Source organism: Streptomyces sp. NPDC048269 (genome assembly GCF_040652395.1).
Lineage (GTDB): Bacteria > Actinomycetota > Actinomycetes > Streptomycetales > Streptomycetaceae > Streptomyces.
Genome location: NZ_JBEZLW010000011.1, coordinates 53,424 through 76,682 on the forward strand (window position 1 = coordinate 53,424; position 23,259 = coordinate 76,682).

At 72.8% G+C, this 23,259-nt stretch carries 18 protein-coding genes; 8 read left to right on the top strand and 10 right to left on the bottom strand.

The window, feature by feature from the left end; genetic code table 11:
- Window positions 1-2 precede the first annotated feature (2 nt).
- From AB0D48_RS15115 to AB0D48_RS15125, 3 genes are read right to left on the bottom strand one after another with little or no spacing between them, the layout of a single operon-like run.
- Complete coding sequence (locus AB0D48_RS15115; protein ID WP_362395617.1) at window positions 3-1,601, bottom strand: carboxyl transferase domain-containing protein; 1,599 nt, start codon at window positions 1,599-1,601, stop codon at window positions 3-5.
- Entirely contained in the window at window positions 1,598-3,583 is a 1,986-nt protein-coding gene (locus AB0D48_RS15120) for an acyclic terpene utilization AtuA family protein (protein WP_362396044.1), read from the bottom strand. The genes AB0D48_RS15115 and AB0D48_RS15120 overlap by 4 nt, the downstream gene beginning before the upstream one ends.
- A gap of 23 nt (window positions 3,584-3,606) precedes the next feature.
- Window positions 3,607-4,464: a TIGR03084 family metal-binding protein gene (locus AB0D48_RS15125; RefSeq protein WP_362395619.1), complete on the bottom strand. Its 858-nt coding sequence runs from the start codon at window positions 4,462-4,464 to the stop codon at window positions 3,607-3,609.
- A 351-nt stretch (window positions 4,465-4,815) separates the two neighbouring features.
- On the opposite strand from AB0D48_RS15125, the gene AB0D48_RS15130 reads away from it, so the two are divergent.
- From AB0D48_RS15130 to cutA, 3 genes are all read left to right on the top strand, one after another.
- On the top strand, window positions 4,816-6,438 hold the full coding sequence (locus AB0D48_RS15130) for a CocE/NonD family hydrolase (RefSeq protein ID WP_362395621.1): 1,623 nt from the start codon (window positions 4,816-4,818) through the stop codon (window positions 6,436-6,438).
- A 130-nt stretch (window positions 6,439-6,568) separates the two neighbouring features.
- A complete protein-coding gene (locus AB0D48_RS15135; protein WP_362395624.1) occupies window positions 6,569-6,712 on the top strand; it encodes a hypothetical protein in 144 nt (47 codons plus the stop codon).
- 30 nt (window positions 6,713-6,742) lie between these two features.
- Entirely contained in the window at window positions 6,743-7,153 is a 411-nt protein-coding gene (gene cutA / locus AB0D48_RS15140; RefSeq protein WP_362395627.1) for a divalent-cation tolerance protein CutA, read from the top strand.
- A gap of 25 nt (window positions 7,154-7,178) precedes the next feature.
- Here cutA and AB0D48_RS15145 read toward each other — a convergent pair whose 3' ends face one another.
- Genes AB0D48_RS15145 through AB0D48_RS15155 form a run of 3 tightly spaced genes read right to left on the bottom strand, consistent with a single transcriptional unit; the run spans window position 7,179 to window position 11,285 of the window.
- Window positions 7,179-7,535: a DUF1801 domain-containing protein gene (locus tag AB0D48_RS15145; protein ID WP_362395630.1), complete on the bottom strand. Its 357-nt coding sequence runs from the start codon at window positions 7,533-7,535 to the stop codon at window positions 7,179-7,181.
- Window positions 7,535-8,536: an EamA family transporter gene (locus AB0D48_RS15150; RefSeq protein ID WP_362395633.1), complete on the bottom strand. Its 1,002-nt coding sequence runs from the start codon at window positions 8,534-8,536 to the stop codon at window positions 7,535-7,537. Before AB0D48_RS15150 ends, AB0D48_RS15145 begins: the two co-directional genes overlap by 1 nt.
- Window positions 8,537-8,582: 46 nt before the next feature.
- Complete coding sequence (locus tag AB0D48_RS15155) at window positions 8,583-11,285, bottom strand: FAD-binding and (Fe-S)-binding domain-containing protein (protein ID WP_362396046.1); 2,703 nt, start codon at window positions 11,283-11,285, stop codon at window positions 8,583-8,585.
- Between the two features lie 175 nt (window positions 11,286-11,460).
- On the opposite strand from AB0D48_RS15155, the gene serC reads away from it, so the two are divergent.
- Both serC and AB0D48_RS15165 read left to right on the top strand, forming a co-directional pair.
- Window positions 11,461-12,579 (top strand): phosphoserine transaminase, encoded by a 1,119-nt coding sequence (gene serC / locus AB0D48_RS15160; protein WP_362395636.1) that lies wholly within the window; start codon window positions 11,461-11,463, stop codon window positions 12,577-12,579.
- A gap of 168 nt (window positions 12,580-12,747) precedes the next feature.
- Window positions 12,748-15,897 carry a molecular chaperone Hsp90 gene (locus AB0D48_RS15165; RefSeq protein ID WP_362395639.1) on the top strand — a complete coding sequence of 1,050 codons (3,150 nt, stop codon included), beginning with the start codon at window positions 12,748-12,750 and terminating at the stop codon, window positions 15,895-15,897.
- Window positions 15,898-15,988: 91 nt separating this feature from the next.
- On the opposite strand, the gene AB0D48_RS15170 is transcribed toward AB0D48_RS15165, so the two are convergent.
- From AB0D48_RS15170 to AB0D48_RS15180, 3 genes are all read right to left on the bottom strand, one after another.
- Window positions 15,989-16,447 (bottom strand): hypothetical protein, encoded by a 459-nt coding sequence (locus AB0D48_RS15170; protein ID WP_362395642.1) that lies wholly within the window; start codon window positions 16,445-16,447, stop codon window positions 15,989-15,991.
- Window positions 16,448-16,569: 122 nt separating this feature from the next.
- Window positions 16,570-19,023, bottom strand: coding sequence for a cation-translocating P-type ATPase (locus tag AB0D48_RS15175; RefSeq protein ID WP_362395645.1), 2,454 nt, complete (start codon window positions 19,021-19,023; stop codon window positions 16,570-16,572).
- Between the two features lie 110 nt (window positions 19,024-19,133).
- On the bottom strand, window positions 19,134-19,430 hold the full coding sequence (locus AB0D48_RS15180) for a DUF2530 domain-containing protein (protein ID WP_362395648.1): 297 nt from the start codon (window positions 19,428-19,430) through the stop codon (window positions 19,134-19,136).
- A gap of 128 nt (window positions 19,431-19,558) precedes the next feature.
- Between AB0D48_RS15180 and AB0D48_RS15185 the strand changes: the two genes are divergently transcribed.
- Window positions 19,559-21,013 carry an NCS2 family permease gene (locus AB0D48_RS15185; RefSeq protein ID WP_362395651.1) on the top strand — a complete coding sequence of 485 codons (1,455 nt, stop codon included), beginning with the start codon at window positions 19,559-19,561 and terminating at the stop codon, window positions 21,011-21,013.
- A gap of 24 nt (window positions 21,014-21,037) precedes the next feature.
- Here AB0D48_RS15185 and AB0D48_RS15190 read toward each other — a convergent pair whose 3' ends face one another.
- A complete protein-coding gene (locus AB0D48_RS15190; RefSeq protein WP_030156886.1) occupies window positions 21,038-21,220 on the bottom strand; it encodes a hypothetical protein in 183 nt (60 codons plus the stop codon).
- A 119-nt stretch (window positions 21,221-21,339) separates the two neighbouring features.
- Here AB0D48_RS15190 and AB0D48_RS15195 point away from each other — a divergent pair, with 119 nt between their 5' ends.
- Both AB0D48_RS15195 and AB0D48_RS15200 read left to right on the top strand, forming a co-directional pair.
- Entirely contained in the window at window positions 21,340-21,777 is a 438-nt protein-coding gene (locus AB0D48_RS15195; RefSeq protein WP_267726860.1) for a MarR family transcriptional regulator, read from the top strand.
- Window positions 21,778-21,803: 26 nt separating this feature from the next.
- A complete protein-coding gene (locus AB0D48_RS15200; RefSeq protein WP_362395654.1) occupies window positions 21,804-23,156 on the top strand; it encodes an MFS transporter in 1,353 nt (450 codons plus the stop codon).
- Window positions 23,157-23,259 lie beyond the last annotated feature (103 nt).

A 23,259-nucleotide genomic window follows, 5' to 3' on the forward strand; every position in this document is an offset into this window, starting at 1 on the left:
GCTCACATCCGGAAGACGCCGAAGCCGCCGCGGGCGCCCTCGACGGGGGCGTTGTGGACGGCCGACAGGCACAGGCCGAGGACGGTGCGGGTGTCACGCGGGTCGATGACCCCGTCGTCGTAGAGCCGTCCGGACAGGAACATGGGCAGTGACTCGGACTCGATCTGCGCCTCGACGAAGGCCCGCATCCCGGCATCCGCTTCCTCGTCGTACGGCTGTCCCTTCGCGGCGGCGGACTGCCGCGACACGATGGAGAGCACTCCGGCGAGCTGCTGGGGCCCCATGACGGCGGATTTGGCGCTGGGCCAGGCGAAGAGGAAGCGGGGCTCGTAGGCGCGGCCGCACATGCCGTAGTGGCCGGCGCCGTAGCTCGCGCCGATCAGGACGGAGAGGTGGGGGACGCGGGAGTTGGCGACCGCGTTGATCATCATCGAGCCGTGCTTGATGATGCCGCCCTGCTCGTACTCCTTGCCGACCATGTAGCCGGTGGTGTTGTGGAGGAACAGCAGCGGGATGTCGCGCTGGTTGGCGAGCTGGATGAACTGGGCGGCCTTCTGCGACTCGGCGCTGAAGAGCACGCCCTGGGCGTTGGCGAGGATGCCGACCGGGTAGCCGTGGAGGGTGGCCCAGCCGGTGACGAGGCTGGTGCCGTAGAGGGGCTTGAACTCGTCGAAGTCGGAGGCGTCGACGAGGCGGGCGATGACCTCGCGGGGATCGAAGGGCGTCTTGAGGTCGGGCGGGACGATCCCGAGGAGCTCTTCCGGGTCGTACAGCGGCTCGTCGGCCTCCGGCGGGTCCGCGTGCGGCTTGCGGTGGTTGAGCCGGGCGACGACGCGTCGTGCCTGGCGGATCGCGTCGTGCTCGTCGAGGGCGTAGTAGTCGGCGAGGCCGGAGGTGCGGGCGTGCATGTCGGCGCCGCCGAGGGACTCGTCGTCGCTCTCCTCGCCGGTGGCCATCTTGACCAGCGGCGGGCCGCCGAGGAACACCTTGGAGCGGTCCTTGATCATGATGGTGTGGTCGGACATGCCGGGGATGTACGCGCCTCCGGCGGTGGAGTTGCCGAACACGACGGCGACGGTGGGGATCCCCTCGGCGGAGAGCCGGGTGAGGTCGCGGAAGATCGCGCCGCCCGGGATGAAGATCTCCTTCTGGGAGGGCAGGTCGGCGCCGCCGGACTCCACGAGGCTGATGCAGGGAAGGCGGTTCTGCCGGGCGATCTCGTTGGCCCGCAGCGCCTTCTTCAGGGTCCAGGGATTGCTGGCACCGCCGCGGACGGTGGGGTCGTTGGCGGTGACGAGGCATTCGACGCCCTCGACGGTGCCGATGCCGGTGACCATGGAGGCGCCGACCGGGTAGTCGCTGCCCCAGGCGGCGAGCGGGGACAGCTCCAGGAACGGGGTGTCGGGATCGAGGAGCAGCTCGACGCGCTCGCGGGCCAGCAGCTTGCCGCGGGTCTTGTGGCGGGCCGTGTACTTCTCGCCGCCCCCGGCGAGGGCCTTGGCGTGCTCGGCGTCGAGGGCGGCGAGGCGTTCGAGGGCGGCGGTACGGGCCTGCGCGTGCTCGGGGGCGTGGGGGTCGACGGTGGTGCCGAGGCGGGTCATGGGCCGGTCTTCTCCGGGGCGGGTGTGGGCAGCAGGTGGGACGGAATGTCGAGGTGGCGGGCACGGAGCCATTCACCGAGGGCCTTGGCCTGGGGGTCGAAGCGGTGGCCGGAGGCGACGCCGTCGCCGAGGATGCCGGTGACGGTGAAGTTCAGGGCGCGGAGGTGGGGGAGTTCGTGGCGGGTGACGGGGAGGCCGGAGGCCTCGGGGAGCAGGGCCTTGAAGGTCTCCGTGGTGAGGGTGTGGTGCAGCCAGGCCCAGGCGGCGTCGGTCTCCACCCAGACGCCGACGTTGGCGTCGCCGCCCTTGTCCCCGCTGCGGGCTCCGGCCACTGCCCCGAGGGGGGCGCGGGTGGTGGGCCCTGCGGGGCTCTCCCCCGCCCCGCCCCTTCCCGAAACTCGGGGCTCCGCTCCAAGACCCCGAGCCCGGGGCTCCGCCCCGGCCCCGACGGGGGCCCCGCCCCCGGACCCCCGCGCCTCAAACGCCGGCGGGGCTGGATATGCATCCGCGCCCTGCCTCTGCGTGGGCTGGATGGCGCGGAGCGCCGTTTCGGCCCCGCCGGCGTTTGAGGCGCGGGTCCGGGCGGAGCCCGGCTGGAGGTCCGGGGGCGGAGCCCCCGTGGGGGCCGGGGCGGAGCCCCGGGAAGGGGGAGTGGGGGCGCGGCCCACGGTTTCGGGGAGGGGCGGGGTGGGGGGAAGGCTCCGCGCGGCGGGGATGGGCAGGCGGGTGCCGTCCGTCAGGACCGCCACGTGGGGGACCGAATCCGCCGGGACGAGGGCCGAGGCGAAGACCCCGTACGGCTGGGCCGGGCCCGGCGGGGCGGTGACGTGGAAGCCGGGGTAGCTCCCCAGGGCGAGTTCGATCGCCGCCGAGGTCAGGTCGCGGCCCACCCGGTCCGGGGACGGGTCGCGGACCACCAGCCGCAGGAGGGCGCTGGCCGTCTCCTCCGTCGGGGCGTCCTCGTGGTCCGTGCGGGACAGGGTCCAGGTGGCGTCGGCCACGCCCTCCAGGGCCTCCGAGAGCTGGGCCCGGACGAGGTCCGCCTTCGCCCCGATGTCCAGGCCGGTGAGGACGAAGACCACCTCGTTGCGCCAGCCTCCGACGCGGGTGACGCCCACCTTGAGGGAGGGCGGGGGAGCCTCTCCGCACACACCCGAGATGCGGACGCGGTCGGGACCCTCCTCGGACAGCCGGACCGTGTCCAGGCGCGCCGTCACGTCCGGGCCGAGGTAGCGGACGCCCTGGGTCTCGTAGAGGAGCTGGGCCGTGACCGTCCCCGTGGTGACGGCCCCGCCCGTGCCCGGATGCTTCGTGATCACCGAGGAGCCGTCCTCGGAGACTTCCGCGAGGGGGAAGCCGGGGCGGCGGACGTCGTGGGCGGTGAAGAAGGAGTAGTTCCCGCCGGTGGCCTGGGTGCCGCACTCCAGGACGTGGCCCGCCACCACCGCCCCCGCCAACCGGTCGTAGTCCTCCGGATCCCAGTCGAACCACCAGGCCGCCGGGCCGCTGACCAGCGCCGCGTCCGTGACCCGGCCGGTGACGACCACGTCCGCGCCCGCCCGCAGGCAGGCGGTGATGCCGGCGCCGCCGAGGTAGGCGTTGGCGGTGAGCGCCCCTTCCCCGTACGGCATCAGGTCGTCGCCCTCCACGTGCGCGACGGAGACGGGAACCCCGGCTTCGGCCGCCAACGCCCGTACGGCATCGGCCAGTCCGGCCGGGTTCAGGCCGCCCGCGTTCGCGACGATCCGTACGCCCCGCTCGTGCGCGAGCCCGAGCCCCTCCTCCAGCTGCCGCAAGAAGGTCTTGGCGTAGCCGAGGTCCGGGTTCTTCAGGCGGTCGCGGCCCAGGATCAGCATGGTCAGCTCGGCCAGGTAGTCCCCGGTGACCACGTCCAGCTCGCCGCCGGTGAGCATCTCGCGCAGGGCGTCGAAGCGGTCGCCGTAGAAGCCGGACGCGTTGCCGATGCGCAGCGGGCGTGGCAGCGGACGGGACGGTGCGCGACGGGTCACCGCGAGGCTCCCGGCGCGCGGCCGGGGCCCGCCGGGCCCGCGAAGGCCTGGGCGACGTCGAGCCAGCGGTCCGCGTCGGGGCCGGTCGCGGTCAGGGACAGGTCCGCGCGGTGGGCCCGCTGGGTCACCAGGAGGCAGAAGTCGAACGCCGGGCCCGCGATCCGCTGCGGGGCGTCCGGCGGACCGTACGTCCACACGTCCGGGCCGTCGGGGGCCGTCAGCTCCACCCGGAACTCCTCGGCGGGCGCGGGCAGTCCGCGGACGGCGAAGGCGTAGTCGCGGGCCCGTACGCCGATCCGGGCCACGTGCCGCAGCCGGGCCGTCGGGGTGCGGCGTACGCCGAGCGCGTCGGCGACGTCCTGGCCGTGCGCCCAGGTCTCCATCAGCCGGGCGCCGGCCATGGAGGCGGCCTTCATCGGCGGCCCGTACCAGGGGAAGCGGGTGTCGGGCGAGGCCGCGGCGAGGGCCTCGTCGAGCACGGTGCGCGCGGAGCGCCAGCGGGCGAGCAGCTCGGCGGGCGGCAGAGCCGCGCCCTCCTCGGCTCCTTCGTCGACGAAGGAGTCGGGGGCCTTGAGGGCCTCCTCGACCATGCGGCCGAAGCCGTCGGCGTCGGTGAGGGCGAGCAGCGCGGCCCGGTCGGTCCAGTGCAGGTGGGCGATCTGGTGGGCGACGCTCCAGCCGGGTGCGGGGGTGGGCCGGGCCCAGTCCGGCTCCGGCAACTCCGCAACCAGGACGTCAAGTTCACTGCCCTCCTCGCGCAGATCCGCGAGGACCGCGACGGTGGCGGCAGCGACCTGGGCGCCGGCATGGGCGGTGGCATGGGCGGTGGCATCGACGGCGAACGGATCGGGCACGGCGTGCTCCCCTCTCGGCGTGAGGGGAAGAGTGGCAGCCTCCGAGAAAACAATCAAGCGTGCTTGCATGATTTGACCCCAGGGGCGGCACGTTCCCGCCACCGGCGCCAACCCGGCCCAGGCGAGCGCGAGTTGGCTCCCATCACAGAGGGTGCTGGTCCCACTGCGCCCCGCCACCGGGTGTGCGGGGGGCGATTCAGGCCGTAAGCCGGAAACTCGCGAAACGTCACCGGATGTCCCGTCGATACTGGACGTTCCGCTCAGGGCCCCGGGCGAACGCAGCAGCACGTTCATGTCACTCGACGCACTCGACGCAGACGATGCAGACGACGACGAAGAGGATGAACCGACGTGACTCAAGCAGCCCGAACCCCCTTCTCCCTCTACCCCGAACTCGACGCGACCGCCCTCGGCGCCTTCGTCACCGCCCTGGAGAGCGGCGACGTCACCGGCCTCGCCCCCGCCCGCGCCGCCGAGATCGCCGAGCTCCGCTCCGTCGCCGTCTTCAGCCGGGCCAGGGTGACCGGCGCCGATGGGGACCGGCTCGACGCCGCGCTCTGGCGTCACACCGGGGTCCAGCCGCGCCCGCTCATCGTGATGCCCTCGCCCTGGACCAGCCTGGGCTGGCTCGTGTACGCCGTCCAGGCCACCCTGTTCGCGGCCCGCGGCTACAACGTCCTCGCCTACACCACCCGCGGCTTCGCCGCGTCCGAGGGCCAGGTGGAGGTGGCCGGCCCGCTCGACGTCGCCGACGCGAGCCGCGCCCTGGACCACCTCGTGGAGCGCACCGCCGGCCCGGTGACGGGGATCGGCTTCCTCGGGGACTCGTACGGCTCGGGCATCAGCCAGCTGGTCGCCGCGCACGACACCCGGGTCGACGCGGTGGTCGCGCTGAGCAGCTGGGGCGATCTCGGGGAGGCGTTCTACGAGAACTCCACGCGCCACGTCGAAGCCGTACGGGCCCTGCTCAAGGCGGCCGCGAAAGCGCGGCTGAGCCCGCAGACGCAGAGCGTCTTCGACAACGTCCTCGCCGGTCGCGACGTCCAGGGCACCCTGGCCTGGGCGGAGCAGCGCTCGCCCTTCACGCACGTCAAGGAGTTCAACCGGCGGGAGGTGCCGGTGTTCTACGCGCACGCCTGGCACGAGACGCTCTTCCCGCCCAACCAGACCCTGAAGATGTTCAACGAGCTGACCGGCCCCAAGCGCCTGGTCCTGTCCATCGGCGACCACTCCGGCCCCGAGTCGTCCGGGATGTACGGCCTGCCCAACCGGATATGGACCGACGCCCACCGATGGTTCGACCACCACCTCAAGGGGATCGGCAACGGCATCGCCGACGAGGGCCAGGTGCTCAGCGAGGTCATGTGGAGCCAGACCCTCGAACCCCGCCCGACCTGGCCCTCCCTCACCGAACACGTACACCGGCTGTACCTGGCGGGCGGCGGGGAACTCGCGGAGGAGCCGGAGGCCGGCTGGACGTCGACCGTGCTGTGCGGGGTGGACACCCCGGCGACCGTCGCCGACGCGGTCGTCACGGCCGGCTACGCCGAGATGGCCGGCCGGCCGAAGGTCTACCCGACGGGCGACATCGACCGCTCCGTCGCCGCGGTCTGGGCCGCGGCCCCGGCTCCGGAGACCACCCGCCTGCGGGGCACGCCGAAACTGCGCGTCACCTACCGGGCGGCCAACCCCGGGTCCACGTTCGTCGCGTACCTCCTCGACACGGCGCCCGACGGCTCGGCCCACATCGTCACGCACGCCCCCTTCAGCGACCTCGACTCGGGGCCCGACAGCCTGATCAGCGCGGACATCGAGCTCCAGGCCACGGCGTACGACGTCCCGCGCGGCAACCGGCTGATGCTGGTGATCGACGCCCGCGACCCCTTCTACGGCGACGCCAACCTGCCGCGCGCGACGCTGGCGTTCACCTCACCGGAGCCGACGCCTTCCTACCTGGACCTGCCGCTCGGGTAGCCCTCGTGCCGTCGTACGCCCGCCCGGCCGGTCCCCCGAGGCCGGCGGGACGGGCGTACGGACTCAGGGGCCGGCGGACGGCCTGGGCCGGCGTAGCGGCTCATCGGGCGTACGGCCTCAGGCGCGACGGGTGAAGTCCATCGTCCAGTCGTGGATCCAGCCGGCGCCCTCGTCGACCGAGAAGAACTGCTCCCAGCTCGGCGACTCCCCCACCCCCGTCCCCGACCACACCACCCTGGCGGCGATGACCTCCCGCTACGCCGACCGCGGTTAGGGTCGGGCACACCGACGCGGGAGGGCCATCGTGACGAACGAGACCGAGAGCGGGACCGGGACCGGGACTGGGCCTGGGCGTGGGACCGAGACCGGGACCGGAACCGGGACCGGGACCGCGCCCGGCATCGTGGTCGCGCAGACGGCCATCGACGACGCGCTCAAGGCGGGGGAGCTGGCCCGGGGCGCCGTGGAGATGCGGCTGGCGGCCTGCGCGCACATCGACCCGCCCGTCACCGCCGTCTACCGGTGGAAGGGGGCCGTGGAGACCGCCACGGAGTGGCGCGTCTCCTACAAGACGACCCGCGAGCGGCTGCCCGCCCTGACCGAATGGGTCGGGACCGCACACTCCTACGACGTACCCGAGTGGATCGTGCTCCCCGTGTCCACCGGCTCGGCCGCCTATCTCTCGTGGGTCGCCGGAGAAACGACACCCGAGTAGCCCGCGCCCGGGCCACCGCCCGGCTTCAGCAGACCTTGCCCGGCGCAGCTCCGGCCGTCGCGCGGAGGAGGTCGCGTACGAGATCGAAGTCGATCCGGTCCGCACGGCGGAACCGGAGGCAGCCCTTGCCCATGTCGTGGCCGGCCAGGCGGTCCGCGAAGGCGTCGCGGATGTCCGTACGCAGCAGGTAGAAGGAGACGTACTGCTTCTGGTTCGCCCAGGCGATCTCCCCGGCCGGCTCGCCGGGCCGCACGTACGCGGGCATCCCGTACGCGATGACCTCCTCGAAGCCCGGCAATTCCGCGAGGCACAGCTCACGCAGCCGCGTCAGGGCTGGGCGGCGGGCCTCTGGAACTCCGGCAAGGTACGTGACGGCGTCCATCAGGCTCCTTGCTTCCGGGGTCGTTCCCGGGGCGTCTTGCGGGTCTGCTCGCGGGTCGGCTTGCGGGTCTGGGAGCGGACGGCGCCCATGCTGGCCGCGATCACCAGCGCGATGGCCAGGGCGTCCAGGGCGGACATGGCCTGGTTCAGGACGAGGAAGCCCGCGGTGGCCGCGATGGCCGGCTCCAGGCTCATCAGGATCGCGAAGGTCGACGCCGGGAGCCGCCGCAGGGCCAGCAGTTCCAGGGTGTACGGGAGCACGGAGGACAGGACGGCCACGCCGACGCCCAGCGCGAGGGTGCTCGGAACCAGCAGGTCGGAGCCGGCCTCGACGATGCCCAGCGGAAGCGAGAGCAGCGCGGCCACCGCCATCGCCAGGGCCAGGCCGTCCGCCTGCGGGAAGCGGCGGCCCGTACGCGCGCTGAACACGATGTACGCCGCCCACATCGCGCCCGCCCCGAGCGCGAAGGCCGCGCCGAGGAGGTCGAGACCGCCGAAGCCGCCCCCGCCGTGGCTGGACAGCAGCACGACACCGCCCAGGGCCAGGCCCGCCCACAGCAGGTTCACCAGGCGCCGGGAGACCACGACGGAGAGGGCGAGCGGCCCCAGCACCTCCAGGGTGACGGCCGGGCCGAGCGGGATCCGGTCGATGGCCTGGTAGAAGAGTCCGTTCATGCCCGCCATGGCCACGCCGAAGGCGACCACCGTGCCCCAGTCGGCGCGGACGTAGCCGCGGATCTTGGGGCGGCACAGGAGCAGCAGCACGACCGCGGCGGCCGCGAGGCGCAGGGTGACCACGCCCGCCGCCCCGGCCTTCGGCATGATCATGACCGCGAGGGCGGCACCGAACTGCACCGAGATCCCCGCCGAGATCACCAGCGCGACCGGCCCGAGGAGGGCGCCCTTGGCAGACGGCGGGGCGCTGTCCGCTGCCGGGGCGGCTGTCGAGGTGGGTGCCGTGGCGGCTGCGGTGACCGGGGAGGGGGACGAAGGTGCGGGCATTTATCCAGATTAGTGGGTCGTAAGGAGTGCTGCTCCGTGTCTTGCCTTACAGACCCTCCTCTTCCAGCCCCTCCGCCAGGAGTTCTGCCAGGTGGCGGGCCCGGACCCCGCCCAGCTGCGCGATCTGGGTGCGGCAGGAGAACCCGTCGGCCTGGACCAGGGCGCCTGGCGGGGCGGTACGCAGGGACGGGAGGAGCTGCTCCTGCGCACACGCCACCGACACCGCGTGGTGGCCCGGCTCGAAGCCGAAGTTCCCGGCCAGGCCGCAGCAGCCGCCGCTGAGCTCACCCATCAGGCCGGCGCGCTCGCGCAGCCGCCGGTCGGCGGCGTCACCGAGGACCGCGTGCTGGTGGCAGTGGGTCTGGCCGGCCACCGGCCGGTCGAGGCGGGGCGGCCGCCAGTCCGGGGCGTATTCCTCCAGGGTCTCGGCGAACGTGCGGACGGCTGCCGCCAGCTGCCGGGCCCGGGGATCGTCGGGGAGGAGGGCGAGCAGATCGGCGCGGAGGGCTGCGGCGCAGCTGGGTTCCAGGACGAGGACGGGGGCCCGGATCTCGCCGAGGGTGTCCAGGGTGCGGTTGAGGACCTTGCGGGCACGGTCGAGACGGCCGGTGGAGAGGTAGGTGAGGCCGCAGCACACTCTGCCCGGCGGGACGGACACTCCCAGGCCGGCGGCCTCCAGGACGCGTACTGCCGCCCGGCCGGCATCCGGGGCCAGGTGCTCCGTGAACGTGTCCGGCCAGAGCGTGACGGTCGCGGGGCCCTGCGGGCGGCTTCCCCCAGCCCGCCCCTTCCCGGGACCGGGGCTCCGCCCGGGCCCCCGCGCCCCAACCGCCGGCGGGGATGGAGCAGGCAGGCCGCGCCACCCGCGCCTGAACGGCTCGCGGGCCAGTTCCGGCAGCGTCCGTTCGCGGGTCAGCCCCGGGACCGGGAGCAGGCGCGCCAGGGCGTTGACCGCCCCCGCCGCGCGGAGACGGGCGATCAGGTGGAGCCAGTCCGGCAGGCCGCCCAGTGTGTAGTGGGCGAGCGGGCGGATGCGGCCCGCCCAGTGGCGGTGCAGGAACTCCGACTTGTAGGAGGCCATGTCGACGCCCACCGGGCAGTCGCTGAGGCATCCCTTGCAGCCCAGGCACAAGTCCAGTGCCTCGGCGACCTCAGCCGAGCGCCAGCCGTCCTCCACGACCTCCCCGGCGAGCATCTCGTGCAGCAGCCGGGCCCGGCCCCGCGTGGAGTGCCGCTCCTCCCCCGTGGCCCGGTACGACGGGCACATCACCCCCGGACCGCCGACGTCCACGGAACGGCATTTCGCGACGCCGACGCACCGGGCGACCTCGCCGGCGAAGGACGTCCCGGGCAGCACGGCGAAGCGGAGGTTCTCGTCGAGCCGTGCCGGCCGGACCAGCATCCCCGGGTTCATTCCGGCCGCCGGGTCCCACACGTCCTTGTACGCGCCGAAGAGGGCGATGACCGACGGGCCGTACATCTTCGGCAGGAGCTCCGCCCGCGCCTGCCCGTCCCCGTGCTCCCCCGACAACGAGCCGCCGTGCGCGACGACCAGATCCGCCAGCTCGGTGGAGAAGGCCCGGAAGCGGGCCACGCCACCCGCCGATGCCAGGTCGAAGTCGATCCGTACGTGGACGCAGCCCTCCCCGAAGTGCCCGTACGGGGACCCCCGCAGCCCGTGCTGCGCCAGCAGGGCGCGGAACTCCCGCAGGTACGCCCCCAGCCGGGCCGGCGGCACCGCGCAGTCCTCCCAGCCCGGCCAGGCCATCTCGCCTCCCGGCAGCCGTGTCGCCGTGCCCGCGGCGTCCTCCCGGATCCGCCACAGGGCCCGCTGCCCCGCCGGGTCCGTGACCACCACCGCGTCGAGCGCGTCAGCGCCCCGTACGAGCGAGCGGGCGCCGCCCTCGTCCGCCATCTCCACGAACAGCCACGCCGCGCCCCGCGGCAGCCCGCCCGCGCCCCCGACCAGGTCTTCCGCCATGCCCTCCACCGTCAGCGGGCGGTACGGGAGCAACCCCGCCGCCGCGTCCGCCGCCGCGCTCTCGTCCGCGTACCCGAGCACCGCGAGCGCCGGCGCGCGCGGCGCTTCCACCAGGCGCACCACTGCCTCGGTCACCACCCCGAGCGTGCCCTCGCTCCCGCAGAACGCCCGGGCCAGCTCGACGCCCCGCTCGGGCAGCAGGGCGTCGAGCCCGCCGTAGCCGGAGATCCGCCGCGAGAAGCCGCCGCCCATCCCCGTCCGGAGCACCGCCAGGCTCCCGTCGACCAGCTCCCGCAGCCCGGCCGGCGCACCCGCCCAGCCGGTCCCGATCCGGTACGAGGAGCCCCCGTACGCCGTCACCGCCAGCTCGGCCACGTTGTCCGCGGTGGTCCCCCAGGCGACCGAGTGGGCGCCGCACGCGTTGTTGCCGATCATGCCGCCGAGGGTGCAGCGCGAGTGCGTGGAGGGGTCCGGCCCGAAGGTCAGCCCGTACGGGCGCACCGCGTCCCGCAGCCGGTCGAGCACCAGCCCGGGCTGGACCACGGCGGTGCGCGCGGCCGCATCGACCGACACCACGGCGTTCATGTGCCGGGTGAGGTCGAGCACCACCCCGAGCCCCGTCGCCTGCCCGGCGATGGAGGTGCCGCCGCCCCGCGGGACGACCGGGACTCCGGCGTCGGCGCACACGCGCAGGGCGGCCGCCACGTCCTCGGCATCGCGCGGGCTGACCACGCCCAGCGGGACGCGCCGGTAGTTGGAGGCGTCCATGGTCACCAGCGCCCGCGCCGCGGCCCCGAAGTCCACCTCCCCGCGCAGCCGCGCCCGCAATGTCCGTTCGAGTTCCCCGGGAGACGTCACGTCCCAAAGCCTCCCACCACGCCCGTGCGTCTCATCGGGTGGACGCGCGTCCGAAGCACGGACCGGGACCCGATACGCTCCGCTCGTGGCTGAGATCCAGATTCCCGCTGACATCAAGCCCGCCGACGGACGCTTCGGCGCGGGCCCCTCCAAGGTGCGGACCGAGGCGCTGGACGCCCTCGCCGCCACCGGAACCTCCCTGCTCGGAACCTCGCACCGCCAGGCCCCGGTCAAGAACCTGGTCGGCTCGGTGCGCCAGGGGCTCCGGGACCTCTTCTCCCTCCCCGAGGGCTACGAGGTGATCCTGGGCAACGGCGGCTCCACCGCCTTCTGGGACATCGCGACCCACGGGCTGATCGAGCAGAAGTCCCAGCACCTCACCTTCGGCGAGTTCTCCTCCAAGTTCGCCAAGGCCGCGAAGCTCGCGCCGTGGCTGGACGCGCCGTCCGTGATCTCCTCCGAGCCGGGCACGCACCCCGAGCCGGTCGCCGAGGCGGGCGTGGACGTGTACGCGTACACCCACAACGAGACCTCGACGGGTGTCGCGGCGCCGGTCAAGCGCGTCGCGGGCGCCGACGCCGGGTCCCTCGTCCTGGTGGACGCGACCTCGGGTGCCGGCGGTCTGCCGGTGGACATCACCGAGACCGACGTCTACTACTTCGCCCCGCAGAAGTCCTTCGCCTCGGACGGCGGCCTGTGGCTGGCCGCGTTCTCCCCGGCGGCCCTGGAGCGTGCGCAGCGCGTGCACGCCTCCGGCCGGCACATCCCGGAGTTCTTCTCGCTGCCGACGGCGATCGACAACTCGCTGAAGAACCAGACGTACAACACCCCGGCGCTGTCGACCCTCTTCCTGCTGAACGAGCAGCTGGAGTGGATGAACGGCCAGGGCGGTCTGGAGTTCACGACCGGACGTACGGCGGCCAGCGCGCGCAACCTGTACGGCTGGGCCGAGGCGTCGAAGTACGCGACCCCGTTCGTCGTGGACGCCGACAAGCGCTCCGCCGTCATCGGCACGATCGACTTCTCGGACGACATCGACGCGGCGGCCGTCGCCAAGGTGCTGCGCGCCAACGGGATCGTGGACACCGAGCCGTACCGCAAGCTCGGCCGCAACCAGCTCCGTATCGCGATGTTCCCGGCGATCGACCCGGCGGACGTGCAGGCGCTGACCGCGTGCATCGACTACGTGATCGAGAAGCTCTGAACGACCGACCGTCGGAGCCCCCGGTGACCTCGTGTCACCGGGGGCTCCCGCGTTCCACCGGCGCGGGGCCGGGGCGTACGCCGTGTTCGCCCACCTCACGGGGAAGCGGCAGCCCCGTACGCGCTACCTTCAGGACGTTCGGGTACGGCAATTCTTGGAGGCAGCGGCGTGAGCGTGCGAGTGACGGCGGCCCAGAACGGTGTGGACCCCTTCGGCACGGCCCGGCTGCGGCGCGGGGTGCTCGACTCCTGGGGCGCGGGGCCGGCCCGGTTCCGCGAGGACGCCAACGCCGAGGAGGACCTGGCTCTCGGCGGCTACCGCGACCGGCTCGTCGTCGAGCTGGCGCAGAACGCCGCCGACGCCGCGGCCCGGGCACAGGTACCGGGCCGGCTGCGGCTGACCCTGCACTCCGGCGGGGGCGGGCACGCGGTGCTGGCCGTCGCCAACACCGGTGCCCCGCTCGACGCCACGGGCGTGGAATCGCTGAGCACCCTGCGCGCCTCCGCCAAGCGCGAATCCGGAACGGGCTCCGGCTCCGGCTCGGGTGACACCGTCGGCCGCTTCGGTGTCGGTTTCGCGGCCGTCCTCGCCGTCTCCGACGAACCCGCGGTGCTCGGCCGCCACGGCGGTGTCCGCTGGTCCCTGGCGGAGGCCCGCGAGCTGGCCCGCGAAGCCGCCGTCGGCAGCCCCGGCCTCGGCGACGAGCTGCGCCGCCGCGACGGCCACGTCCCGCTGCTGCGGCTCCCGCTGCCCGCCGAGGGCACGGCGCCCGAGGGCTACGACACCGTGGTGGTCCTCCCGCTGCGCGACGCCGCCGCCGAGGACCTCGTGGAGCGGCTCCTCACCGGTATCGACGACGCCCTCCTCCTCACCCTGCCCGGGCTGCGCGAGATCGTCATCGAGACACCGTCGAGCGGCTCGGCCGGCCCCGCCCGCACCCTGTACCGCCACGACGAAGGCCCGTACACCGTCATCGAGGACTCCCGGTCGGGCACCAGTCGCTGGCGCACCGTCCGCCACGGCGGACCCATCGAGCGGGCCCTGCTCGCCGACCGGCCGGTGGAGGAGCGGCTGCGGCCCTCCTGGACGGTGTCCTGGGCGGTGCCCGTCGACACCGACGGCGCCCCGCTGCGCCCGGCCACCGCGCCGGTGGTGCACGCCCCGACCCCGACGGACGAACCCCTCGGCATCCCGGCCCTGCTCATCGCGACCCTGCCGCTGGACACCACCCGCCGGCATCCCGCGCCCGGTCCGCTGACCGATTTCCTCGTGGAGCGCGCGGCCGACGCGTACGCCGAACTCCTCGGCGCCTGGGACCCGGTGACCACCGCCCTCGTGGACCTGGTGCCCGGCCCGCTCGGCAAGGGCGAGCTGGACGGGGCCCTGCGCGCCGCCGTCCTGCGGCGACTGCCCCGTACGGCCTTCCTCGCGCCGGCCGCGCCGCCCGAGCACGCGGAGGAACGGGGCGCCCTGCGCCCCTTCGAGGCCGAGGTCGTGGAGGGCGCGGGCGCCGACACCGTACGGGTCCTCGCCGAGGTCCTGCCGACCCTGCTCCCGGCCGGCCTGGAGCGCCGCGCCGAGCTGCGCACCCTGGGCGTGGGCCGGCTCCCGCTGGGCGATGCCATCGAGCGGATCGCGGGCATCGAGCGCACCCCCGACTGGTGGCACCGGCTCTACGACAGCCTGGCCGGGGTGGACCCCGACCGGCTGTCCGGGCTGCCCGTGCCGCTCGCCGACGGCCGTACGACGATCGGGCCGCGCCACGTCCTCCTCCCGTACGCGGACACTCCGGCGGACCTGGCCCGGCTGGGGCTGAAGGTGGCCCACCCGGACGCCACGCACCCGCTGCTGGAGAAGCTCGGGGCCCTGCCCGCGACGCCGCGCGCGGTGCTGACGACCCCGCAGGTCCGGGCGGCGGTGGCGGCCTCGCTGGACGCGGGCGAGATCTGGGACGAGGACGCGCTGGACGCGGAGGAACTGGCCGACGTGGTCCTGGGCCTGGTCCGCGACGCCGATCTGAGCCCGGGCGACGAGCCCTGGCTGGGCGCGCTGGCCCTCCCGGACGAGGACGGGGAACTGACCCCGGCGGGCGAACTGCTGCTGCCCGGCTCGCCGCTCGCCTCGGTCATCCGCGAGGACGAAGTCCCGTACGTCGACGCCGAACTGGCCTCCCGGTGGGACGCCGACACCCTCACCGCCTGCGGCGTGCTGGCCGCCTTCCAGCTGGTCCGCGCAACCGACGTGGTCCTGGACCCGGACGAACTGGAGCCGCGCGAGGGCGATTTCGCCGAGCCCGACGACGCGGGCCTGCTCGACGCGGTGGACGTGTGGTGCGAGGACGTACTGGACCAGCTGCCGGACACCCCGGTGCCGCCGGTGGCGACCGAGCTCGTCGCCGTGCGCGACCTCGACCTGGTCGACGACGACTGCTGGCCCCAGGCCCTGGCCATGCTGGCGCAGCCACCGCTGCGGGACGCGCTGACCCAGCCCGTGCGCATCCTCCTCCCGGACGGCACCACGCAGTCCGTGCGCCCGTACACCGCCTGGTGGCTGCGCGACCACCCGGTGCTCGACGGCCGCCGCCCGGCGGGCCTGCGCGCGGCGGGCGGCGATCCGCTGCTGGAGGGCCTCTACACCCCGGCGGACGCGACCGGCTTCGAGGACGAGCAGGTGCTGCGGGCCCTGGGCGTACGGACCACGGTGGCGGCCCTGCTGGACGAGCCGGGTGGCGCGGCCGAGCTCCTGGGCCGGCTCGCCGACCCTGACCGTGACGTGACGGACCGCCAGCTGCACGGCCTCTACAACGCCCTGGCCGACCTGGACCCCGAGCAGGTCACCCTGCCGGACGAGCTGCGCGCGGTGGTGGACGGCGAGGTCCGCGTGGGGGACGCGGCGGACGCGGTCATCGCCGACGCCCCGGACCTGCTGCCGCTGACCGCGGGCCTGCCCCTGCTCCCGGTGTCCCCGTCCCGGGCGGCCGACCTGGCGGACCTCCTCCAGGTCCGGCGCCTCTCGGAGACGGTCCCGGCGGAGGTGAGCACGCCGGGCGAGGAGCACGACGTCCCGGAGGCGGTCCGGGTCCTGCTGGGCCCCTCGACCCCGTACACCTACGTCGAGCACGAGGAGCTGATCGCGGGCGGCACCGAACTGGACTGGCGCCGCACCCCGGACGGCACCCTCCACGCCTCCACCCTGGAGGGCGTCGCGGCGGGCCTGGCCTGGTCTGCGGGCCAGTGGCCCCGCCGCTTCGAGGTGGCGGCCCTCCTGGAGGACCCGTCCCGCACGGGGGAACTGGCGCGCGACCGCTGGTTCGACTAGGCCGTCTCTTTCGGATGCTGTCGGCCCAGCCCGCGGCGGCTGGTGCCGTGCATCGCCGAACGGCCCGCCCGGGAGGACCCGGGCGGGCCGGTCACAGCTTGAACACTCCTCGCCAGGTCCATCCCGCGCCGATGACCGTGTTCCGCAGGGGGTTCTTCACATCCCGCGTGTCGAAGCGGAGCGTCTCGACCTTGCGCCGGCGGCCGTCCGGACCCTTCCTGAACTCCCACTGCTTGTACACCGCGTGCGCCGGCCCACGTCCGTACTGCTCGCCGGAGTCCTGCGACGGCTCCCACCGCTCGTCGAGCGTACGCACCTCACGGGTCGAGGGGACCAGCCGCATACGTATCTTGAGGGTCAGGCGCAGTTCCTGGATCCGGCACTCCGCCACCAGGTCGGCGCCTTCCTTCGGGGTGCCGTTGCGCACGGCGAACGGCACGTCCGGCCCGTTGAGCGCGAGCAGCGCGTGGCGGAGTTCCATGGCGGGCAGCGGCCTGACACCGGTGTCGGGGTACTTGGTGCCCATGTACTTGTCCCAGAGTCTGCCCATCGTCGGGTTCCCTCCCTCTCCGTCCGGGCGCACGGAGCGCACGGAGTCCTGGAATTCTCCCAGGACTCCGTCGTGCGTATCCGAGTGGGACAGGTACGGCTGGGACGGGGTCGCGGCGCGTGCTACGCGGGGAACTTGCGGTTCACCCACCTGAAGGTGAACTCGATCAGGATGGCGGCGCCCGCCGCGATGGCCACCGCGATCCACGGCATCGTCACACCCACCAGCTTGAGCTGGAAGAAGTCCTGGAGCCACGGCACGACCAGCACGATCAGGAAGGCGCCGCCCATCGCGCCGACCAGGCCGACGCGCCACCACGTGTACGGGCGGGCGATGATCGCCAGGACCCACATCGAGGTCAGGAACAGCGTGAGGGTCGCGGCGCTGGTCTCGGCATTGAGGGCGTCGGGGCCGGTGTAGTGGTGACGGGCGATCAGGTACGTCACGAAGGTGGCGGTCGCCGCGATCACGCCGCCCGGGATCGCGTACCGCATCACGCGTTTCACGAAGTGCGGCCGCGCCCGCTCCTTGTTCGGGGCCAGGGCCAGGAAGAACGCCGGGATGCCGATGGTGAGCGTGGACAGCAGCGTCAGGTGGCGGGGCAGGAAGGGGTATTCGACCTGCGAGCAGACCACCAGGACGGCCAGCAGCACCGAGTAGACCGTCTTCGTGAGGAAGAGGGTGGCCACCCGGGTGATGTTGCCGATGACCCGCCGGCCTTCGGCGACCACCGAGGGGAGGGTGGAGAAGCTGTTGTTGAGGAGGACGATCTGGGCGACGGCGCGGGTGGCCTCCGAACCGGAGCCCATCGACACCCCGATGTCGGCGTCCTTGAGAGCGAGCACGTCGTTGACGCCGTCGCCCGTCATAGCGACGGTGTGGCCCTGGGCCTGGAGGGCGCCGACCATGTCCCGTTTCTGCTGCGGGGTGACCCGTCCGAACACGGAGTTGTCGTCGAGGACCGTCGCCATGTCGGCCTGTCCGGCGGGAAGTCCCCGGGCGTCGACGGTGTTCTCCGCGCCCGGCAGGCCCAGCTTGCCGGCGACCGCGCCGACGGAAACGGCGTTGTCGCCGGAGATGACCTTGGCCTTGACGTCCTGGTCGTCGAAGTAGCGCAGCGTGTCGGCGGCGTCGGGGCGCAGCCGCTGCTCCAGGACGACCAGGGCGGTCGGCCGGACGCCGGTGGCGACGGCCGCGTCGTCCAGTTCGCGGGCGGACCGGGCAAGCAGGAGGACCCGCAGACCCTGCTCGTTGAGGCCGCTGATCTCGTTGAGGGCCGGGTCCCCGGCGGGGAGGAGTACGTCGGGGGCGCCGAGCAGCCAGGTATTGTTCTCGCCGTCCCCCTCGCTGAAGCTGGCGCCGCTGTACTTGCGGGCGGAGGAGAACGGCAGGGACTCGGTGCAGCGCCACTCCGCGCTGTCGGGGTAGGCGTCGATGATCGCCTGGAGGCTGGCGTTGGGGCGGGGGTCGGATTCGCCGAGGGCGCCGAGCACCTTCTTGACGTACGCGGGATCCGTGCCGCCGAGCGGGCGGAGCTCGGTGACGTCCATGCCGCCCTCGGTGAGGGTGCCGGTCTTGTCGAGGCAGACCACGTCTACGCGGGCGAGGCCCTCGATGGCGGGCAGCTCCTGGACCAGGCACTGCTTGCGGCCGAGCCGGATGACGCCGATCGCGAAGGCCACGGAGGTGAGGAGGACGAGGCCTTCGGGGATCATCGGGACGATGCCGCCGACGGTACGGGCGATGGAGTCCTTGAGGTTGGAGTCCTTGACGATCAGCTGGCTGATGATCAGGCCGATCGAGGTCGGGATCATCATCCAGGTGACGTACTTGAGGATGGTGGAGACGCCGGAGCGCAGCTCGGAGTGGACGAGGGTGAAGCGGGCTGCTTCCTCGGCCAGCTGGGCGGCGTAAGCCTGGCGGCCGACCTTGGTGGCGGTGAACGCGCCGCCGCCGGCGACGACGAACGAGCCGGACATGACCTGGTCGCCGGGCTTCTTCAGGACGGGGTCGGCCTCGCCGGTGAGCAGGGACTCGTCGATCTCCAGGCCGTCGGCCTCGCCGACCGCTCCGTCGACGACGACCTTGTCGCCGGGACCGAGTTCGATGACGTCGCCGAGGACGATCTCGGAGGTGGAGATCTCGGCGGTCCGGCCGTCGCGGCGCACGCTCGGTCTGGCCTCGCCTATGACGGCGAGACTGTCGAGGGTCTTCTTGGCGCGCAGTTCCTGGATGATGCCGATGCCGGTGTTCGCGACGATCACGAAGCCGAAGAGGCTGTCCTGGATCGGGGCGACGAAGAGCATGATCACCCAGAGCACGCCGATGATCGCGTTGAACCGGGTGAAGACGTTGGCGCGGACGATGTCGGTCGTGGAGCGGCTGCTGCGGACGGGGACGTCGTTGACCTCACCGCGCGCGACGCGCTCGGCGACTTCGGTGGTGGTCAGTCCGGCGGGCTTGAACCGGGGCGCCGGTGGCCGCACGGGGTGGACCGGGTCGAGCTCGGCCCCCGCGTCGATGGCGGCGCCGGCCCGGTCCGGCCCGTCCTGGTCGGTCCTCGCCCGCTGCGTCATGCCTTCGACGTTAGAGGGGGTTGGGGGGCTTCACCCGCCGAGCAGGCGCAAGATCCGACTTCGGGATGACCCGAATCGTCCCTGGGTCGCGCCCCTCGCGGTCCCGCGCGTCAATCGCCGGCTGGGGGCGGATCCGACTGCTCGGCCCCGGCCGCCCGTTCCGCTGCCGCGTGCCGCTTGAGGGCGGCGTCGCGGCCGCGGACGTACCAGATGCCGATCAGGCCGAGGAAGCCGCCGGCCGCGCAGGTCCAGACCCACCACAGGAGGTCCCGGTCGGCGAACCAGCCGTAGAAGGGGAGCTGGACCACGAACATGGCGAACCAGAGGATCGTGCCGCCGGTGACGGTGGCGACGACCGGGCCCTCCAGGGGCTCGGGCGCCTCGTGCTTCGCAGTCCATTTCGCCATGCGGCAAGTCTAGGTGCGCGGATTCGTTGTCTACGCGCGGAGATAGACGCTCCTTCGTTCATGTGTTCATACTGAAACGCTGTGGGCGCGGCCCATTTTCTTCGTATGAACCACCCAATGAGGACCGTATGAGCACCCCGGCCCCCACCCCCGTGGCCACCCTCCCGGAGCCCTCCCCCCAGGGAACATCGGGCCTCGACCGTTACTTCAAGATTTCCGAGCGCGGCTCGACCGTGGCCCGTGAGGTCCGCGGCGGCCTGGCGACCTTCTTCGCGATGGCCTACATCATCGTGCTGAACCCGATCATCCTGGGCAGCGCGAAGGACATGTACGGGCACCAGCTCGACGGCGGCCAGCTCGTCACCGCCACCGTCCTGACCGCCGCCTTCACCACGCTCCTCATGGGTGTCATCGGCAACGTCCCGATCGCGCTGGCCGCCGGCCTCGGCGTCAACACCGTCGTCGCCCTCCAGCTCGCCCCGCGCATGAGCTGGGCCGACGCGATGGGCATGGTCGTCCTGGCCGGCTTCGTCGTCATGCTGCTCGTCGCCACCGGCCTGCGCGAGCGGGTCATGAACGCCGTCCCGGTGGGCCTGCGCAAGGGCATCGCGATCGGCATCGGCCTGTTCATCATGCTGATCGGACTGGTCGACGCGGGCTTCGTCTCCCGCATCCCGGACGCCGCGCACACCACCGTCCCGCTCCAGCTCGGCGGAAACGGCCACCTGCACGGCTGGCCGGTGCTGATCTTCGTGGTCGGTGTGCTGCTCACCCTCGCCCTGCTGATCCGCAAGACGCCGGGCGCGATCCTGATCTCCATCGTGGTGATGACCGTCATCGCGGTCGCCGTCCAGCTGATCACCGATCTGCCGAACGAGGCATGGGGCCTCACCGTCCCCGAGTGGCCGGGCAACCCGGTGGCCGCGCCCGACTTCGGGCTCGTCGGCCAGGTCAGCCTGTTCGGCGGCTTCGGGAAGGTAGGGATGCTGACCGGCGCCCTCTTCGTCTTCACCGTGCTGCTGTCCTGCTTCTTCGACGCCATGGGCACGATCCTGGGCGTCGGCGACGAGGCGAAGCTGATCGACGAGAACGGCGATTTCCCCGGCATCAACAAGGTCCTGCTGATCGACGGCCTGGCCGTCGCCTCGGGCGGCGCGACCTCCTCCTCGGCCACCACCTGCTTCGTGGAGTCCACGGCCGGGGTCGGCGAGGGCGCCCGTACGGGTCTGGCGAACGTCGTGACGGGCGGCCTCTTCGCCGTGGCGCTGTTCCTGACCCCGCTCGCCACCATGGTCCCCTCCCAGGCGGCCACCCCCGCCCTGGTGGCGGTCGGGTTCCTGATCCTGGCGGGCTCGGTCAAGGACATCGACTGGAGCGACTTCACCATCGCCGTCCCGGCCTTCCTGGCCATGGTGATGATGCCCTTCACCTACTCGATCACCAACGGCATCGGCATCGGCTTCGTGAGCTTCTGCGCGCTGCGGCTGGCGACGGGCCGGGGCCGCGAGGTCCCGGTGGCCATGTACGTCGTGTCGGCGGTGTTCGTCTTCTACTACGCGATGCCGGCGCTGGGCCTCACGTGAGCACCCCGCGCGGGTCGCACCTGATCAGGTGAGCCCGTAGAACTTCTCTGTCTCGTCGACGGCCGCCTTGAAGCGTTCGTCGAAGTCGTCGCGAATGAGCGTCCGGACCACATAGTCCTGGACGCTCATTCCGCGTTTGGCGGCATGAGTCCGGAGCCTGTCGAGGAGCTCCCCGTCTATGCGCATGCTCAGCACATGTGTCCCCATGCCGAAAGAGTCGGGGCACAGCGCACGGACGCGTGTCACTTTCCACCGCCGACTCACCCGTACGAGTGACGACCCATAACCGGTTTTCTTTAGACTGGGTAATGAGTTACTCTAAGGACATGCACGACCTCTCCCATGGCGACGACGCTGCCGCCGTGAACGACCTCCGCTCCGCCGTCATGCGACTGGGCCGGCGCCTCAAGCACCAGCGCGTCGACGAGTCGCTGAGCCCGACCGAGATGTCGGTCCTCGGCACCCTCGCCCGCTGCGGCCAGGCGACGCCCGGCGAGCTGGCCCGGCGCGAGCACGTACAGCCGCCGTCGATGACACGCATCGTCGCGCTGCTGGAGGCCAAGGGACTGGTCACGCTGGAGCCGCACCCGGACGACCGCCGCCAGAAGGTGGTCCGCCAGACGGAGGAAGCCGAGGCGATGCTCGAAGAGAGCCGCCGCAAGCGCAACGCCTTCCTGGCCGGCCTCGCGGCCGAGCTGACCGAGGACGAATGGGCCAAGCTGCGCGAGGCCGCGCCCGTCCTGGAGAAGCTCGCCCACTTGTAAGGAACGACGCCAGGAGGCGACCGCTTTTGAGTACGGGAACCGGAGCAGACTCCGCACCCGGCCATACATCCACCCTCTCTGAAACACCGCGGGGCACCCCCGCGCGCAAGAACTCGATGTTCAGCTCGCTGAAGATCCGGAACTACCGGCTCTTCGCGACGGGCCAGGTCGTCTCGAACACCGGCACCTGGATGCAGCGCATCGCACAGGACTGGCTGGTCCTCTCCCTGACCGGGTCCGCGTCCGCCGTCGGCATCACGATCGCCCTGCAGTTCCTGCCGATGCTGATGTTCGGCCTCTACGGAGGCGTCCTCGCCGACCGGCTGCCGAAGCGGCCGCTGCTGCTCGTCACCCAGAGCGCGATGGGCCTGACCGGCATCGCCCTCGCCGTGCTCACCCTGGCGGGACACGTCCAGGTCTGGCACGTCTACCTCGCCGCCTTCGTACTCGGCCTGGTCACCGTCGTGGACAACCCGGCGCGGCAGACCTTCGTCCCCGAGATGGTCGGCAAGGGCCAGGTCGCCAACGCCGTCAGCCTGAATTCGGCCAACTTCCAGTCCGCGCGGCTGGTCGGCCCGGCGATCGCCGGTGTGCTGATCACCGCCGTCGGCTCCGGCTGGGCCTTCCTGCTGAACGGGCTGTCCTTCGCCGCGCCCATCGCCGGCCTCCTGATGATGCGGACGTCCGAACTGCACCCCGTCGAGCCGCAGCCCCGCTCCAAGGGACAGCTCCGCGAAGGCCTGCAGTACGTCGCCGGCCGCCCGGAGCTGATCTGGCCGATCGTGCTCGTGGGCTTCATCGGCACCTTCGGGTTCAACTTCCCGATCTGGCTGTCGGCGTTCGTGAACGACGTCTACCACGGGGACGCGGGCACGTACGGGCTCTTCAACACCCTGATCGCGGCCGGCTCCCTGGCGGGCGCCCTGCTCTCGGCCCGGCGCGGACACTCGCGGCTGCGGCTGCTGGTGGCGGCGGCCGTGCTGTTCTCGGGGCTGTTGCTCGTGACCGCCTTCGCGCCCGGCTTCGGGCTGTTCGCCGCGCTGCTCGTACCCATCGGGGTCTTCGGCCTGACGGTCAACGTGACGGCGAACTCCAGCGTGCAGATGGCGACCGACCCCGAGATGCGGGGGCGGGTCATGGCCCTGTTCATGATGGTCTTCACCGGCGGCACCCCACTGGGGGCTCCGCTGCTGGGCTGGGTCACCGACACCTACGGTGCGCGGATCGGCATGGCCGCGGGTGGCGTCGTCTCGCTGCTCGCCTCTGTCGGGATCGCGGTGGTCCTGGCCCGCGTGGGCAACCTCCGCCTGCGCGTGAACCGGCACGGCGTGGCGTTCGTCCCGTCGCCGCGACGCCGCGACCTGGTGGCCGCGGCCTGACCCCGCCGCCCCCGGTCGCCTGGGCTCCTGGGCTCCGCCCCAGTCCCCGCAACGGGCCGTCGGGCCCTGCGGCCCGGCCTCCCGGGGCTCCGCCCCGGACCCC

Excerpts from the sequence above, each read along its gene's own strand:
- AB0D48_RS15115 (WP_362395617.1), bottom strand. The coding sequence starts at position 1,601 with ATGACCCGCCTCGGCACCACCGTCGACCCCCACGCCCCCGAGCACGCG.
- AB0D48_RS15145 (WP_362395630.1), bottom strand. The coding sequence starts at position 7,535 with ATGGACGCCGTCACGTACCTTGCCGGAGTTCCAGAGGCCCGCCGCCCA.
- AB0D48_RS15150 (WP_362395633.1), bottom strand. The coding sequence starts at position 8,536 with ATGCCCGCACCTTCGTCCCCCTCCCCGGTCACCGCAGCCGCCACGGCA.
- AB0D48_RS15155 (WP_362396046.1), bottom strand. The coding sequence starts at position 11,285 with ATGGACGCCTCCAACTACCGGCGCGTCCCGCTGGGCGTGGTCAGCCCG.
- AB0D48_RS15170 (WP_362395642.1), bottom strand. The coding sequence starts at position 16,447 with ATGGGCAGACTCTGGGACAAGTACATGGGCACCAAGTACCCCGACACC.
- AB0D48_RS15175 (WP_362395645.1), bottom strand. The coding sequence starts at position 19,023 with ATGACGCAGCGGGCGAGGACCGACCAGGACGGGCCGGACCGGGCCGGC.
- AB0D48_RS15180 (WP_362395648.1), bottom strand. The coding sequence starts at position 19,430 with ATGGCGAAATGGACTGCGAAGCACGAGGCGCCCGAGCCCCTGGAGGGC.
- AB0D48_RS15185 (WP_362395651.1), top strand. The coding sequence starts at position 19,559 with ATGAGCACCCCGGCCCCCACCCCCGTGGCCACCCTCCCGGAGCCCTCC.
- AB0D48_RS15190 (WP_030156886.1), bottom strand. The coding sequence starts at position 21,220 with ATGGGGACACATGTGCTGAGCATGCGCATAGACGGGGAGCTCCTCGAC.
- AB0D48_RS15195 (WP_267726860.1), top strand. The coding sequence starts at position 21,340 with ATGCACGACCTCTCCCATGGCGACGACGCTGCCGCCGTGAACGACCTC.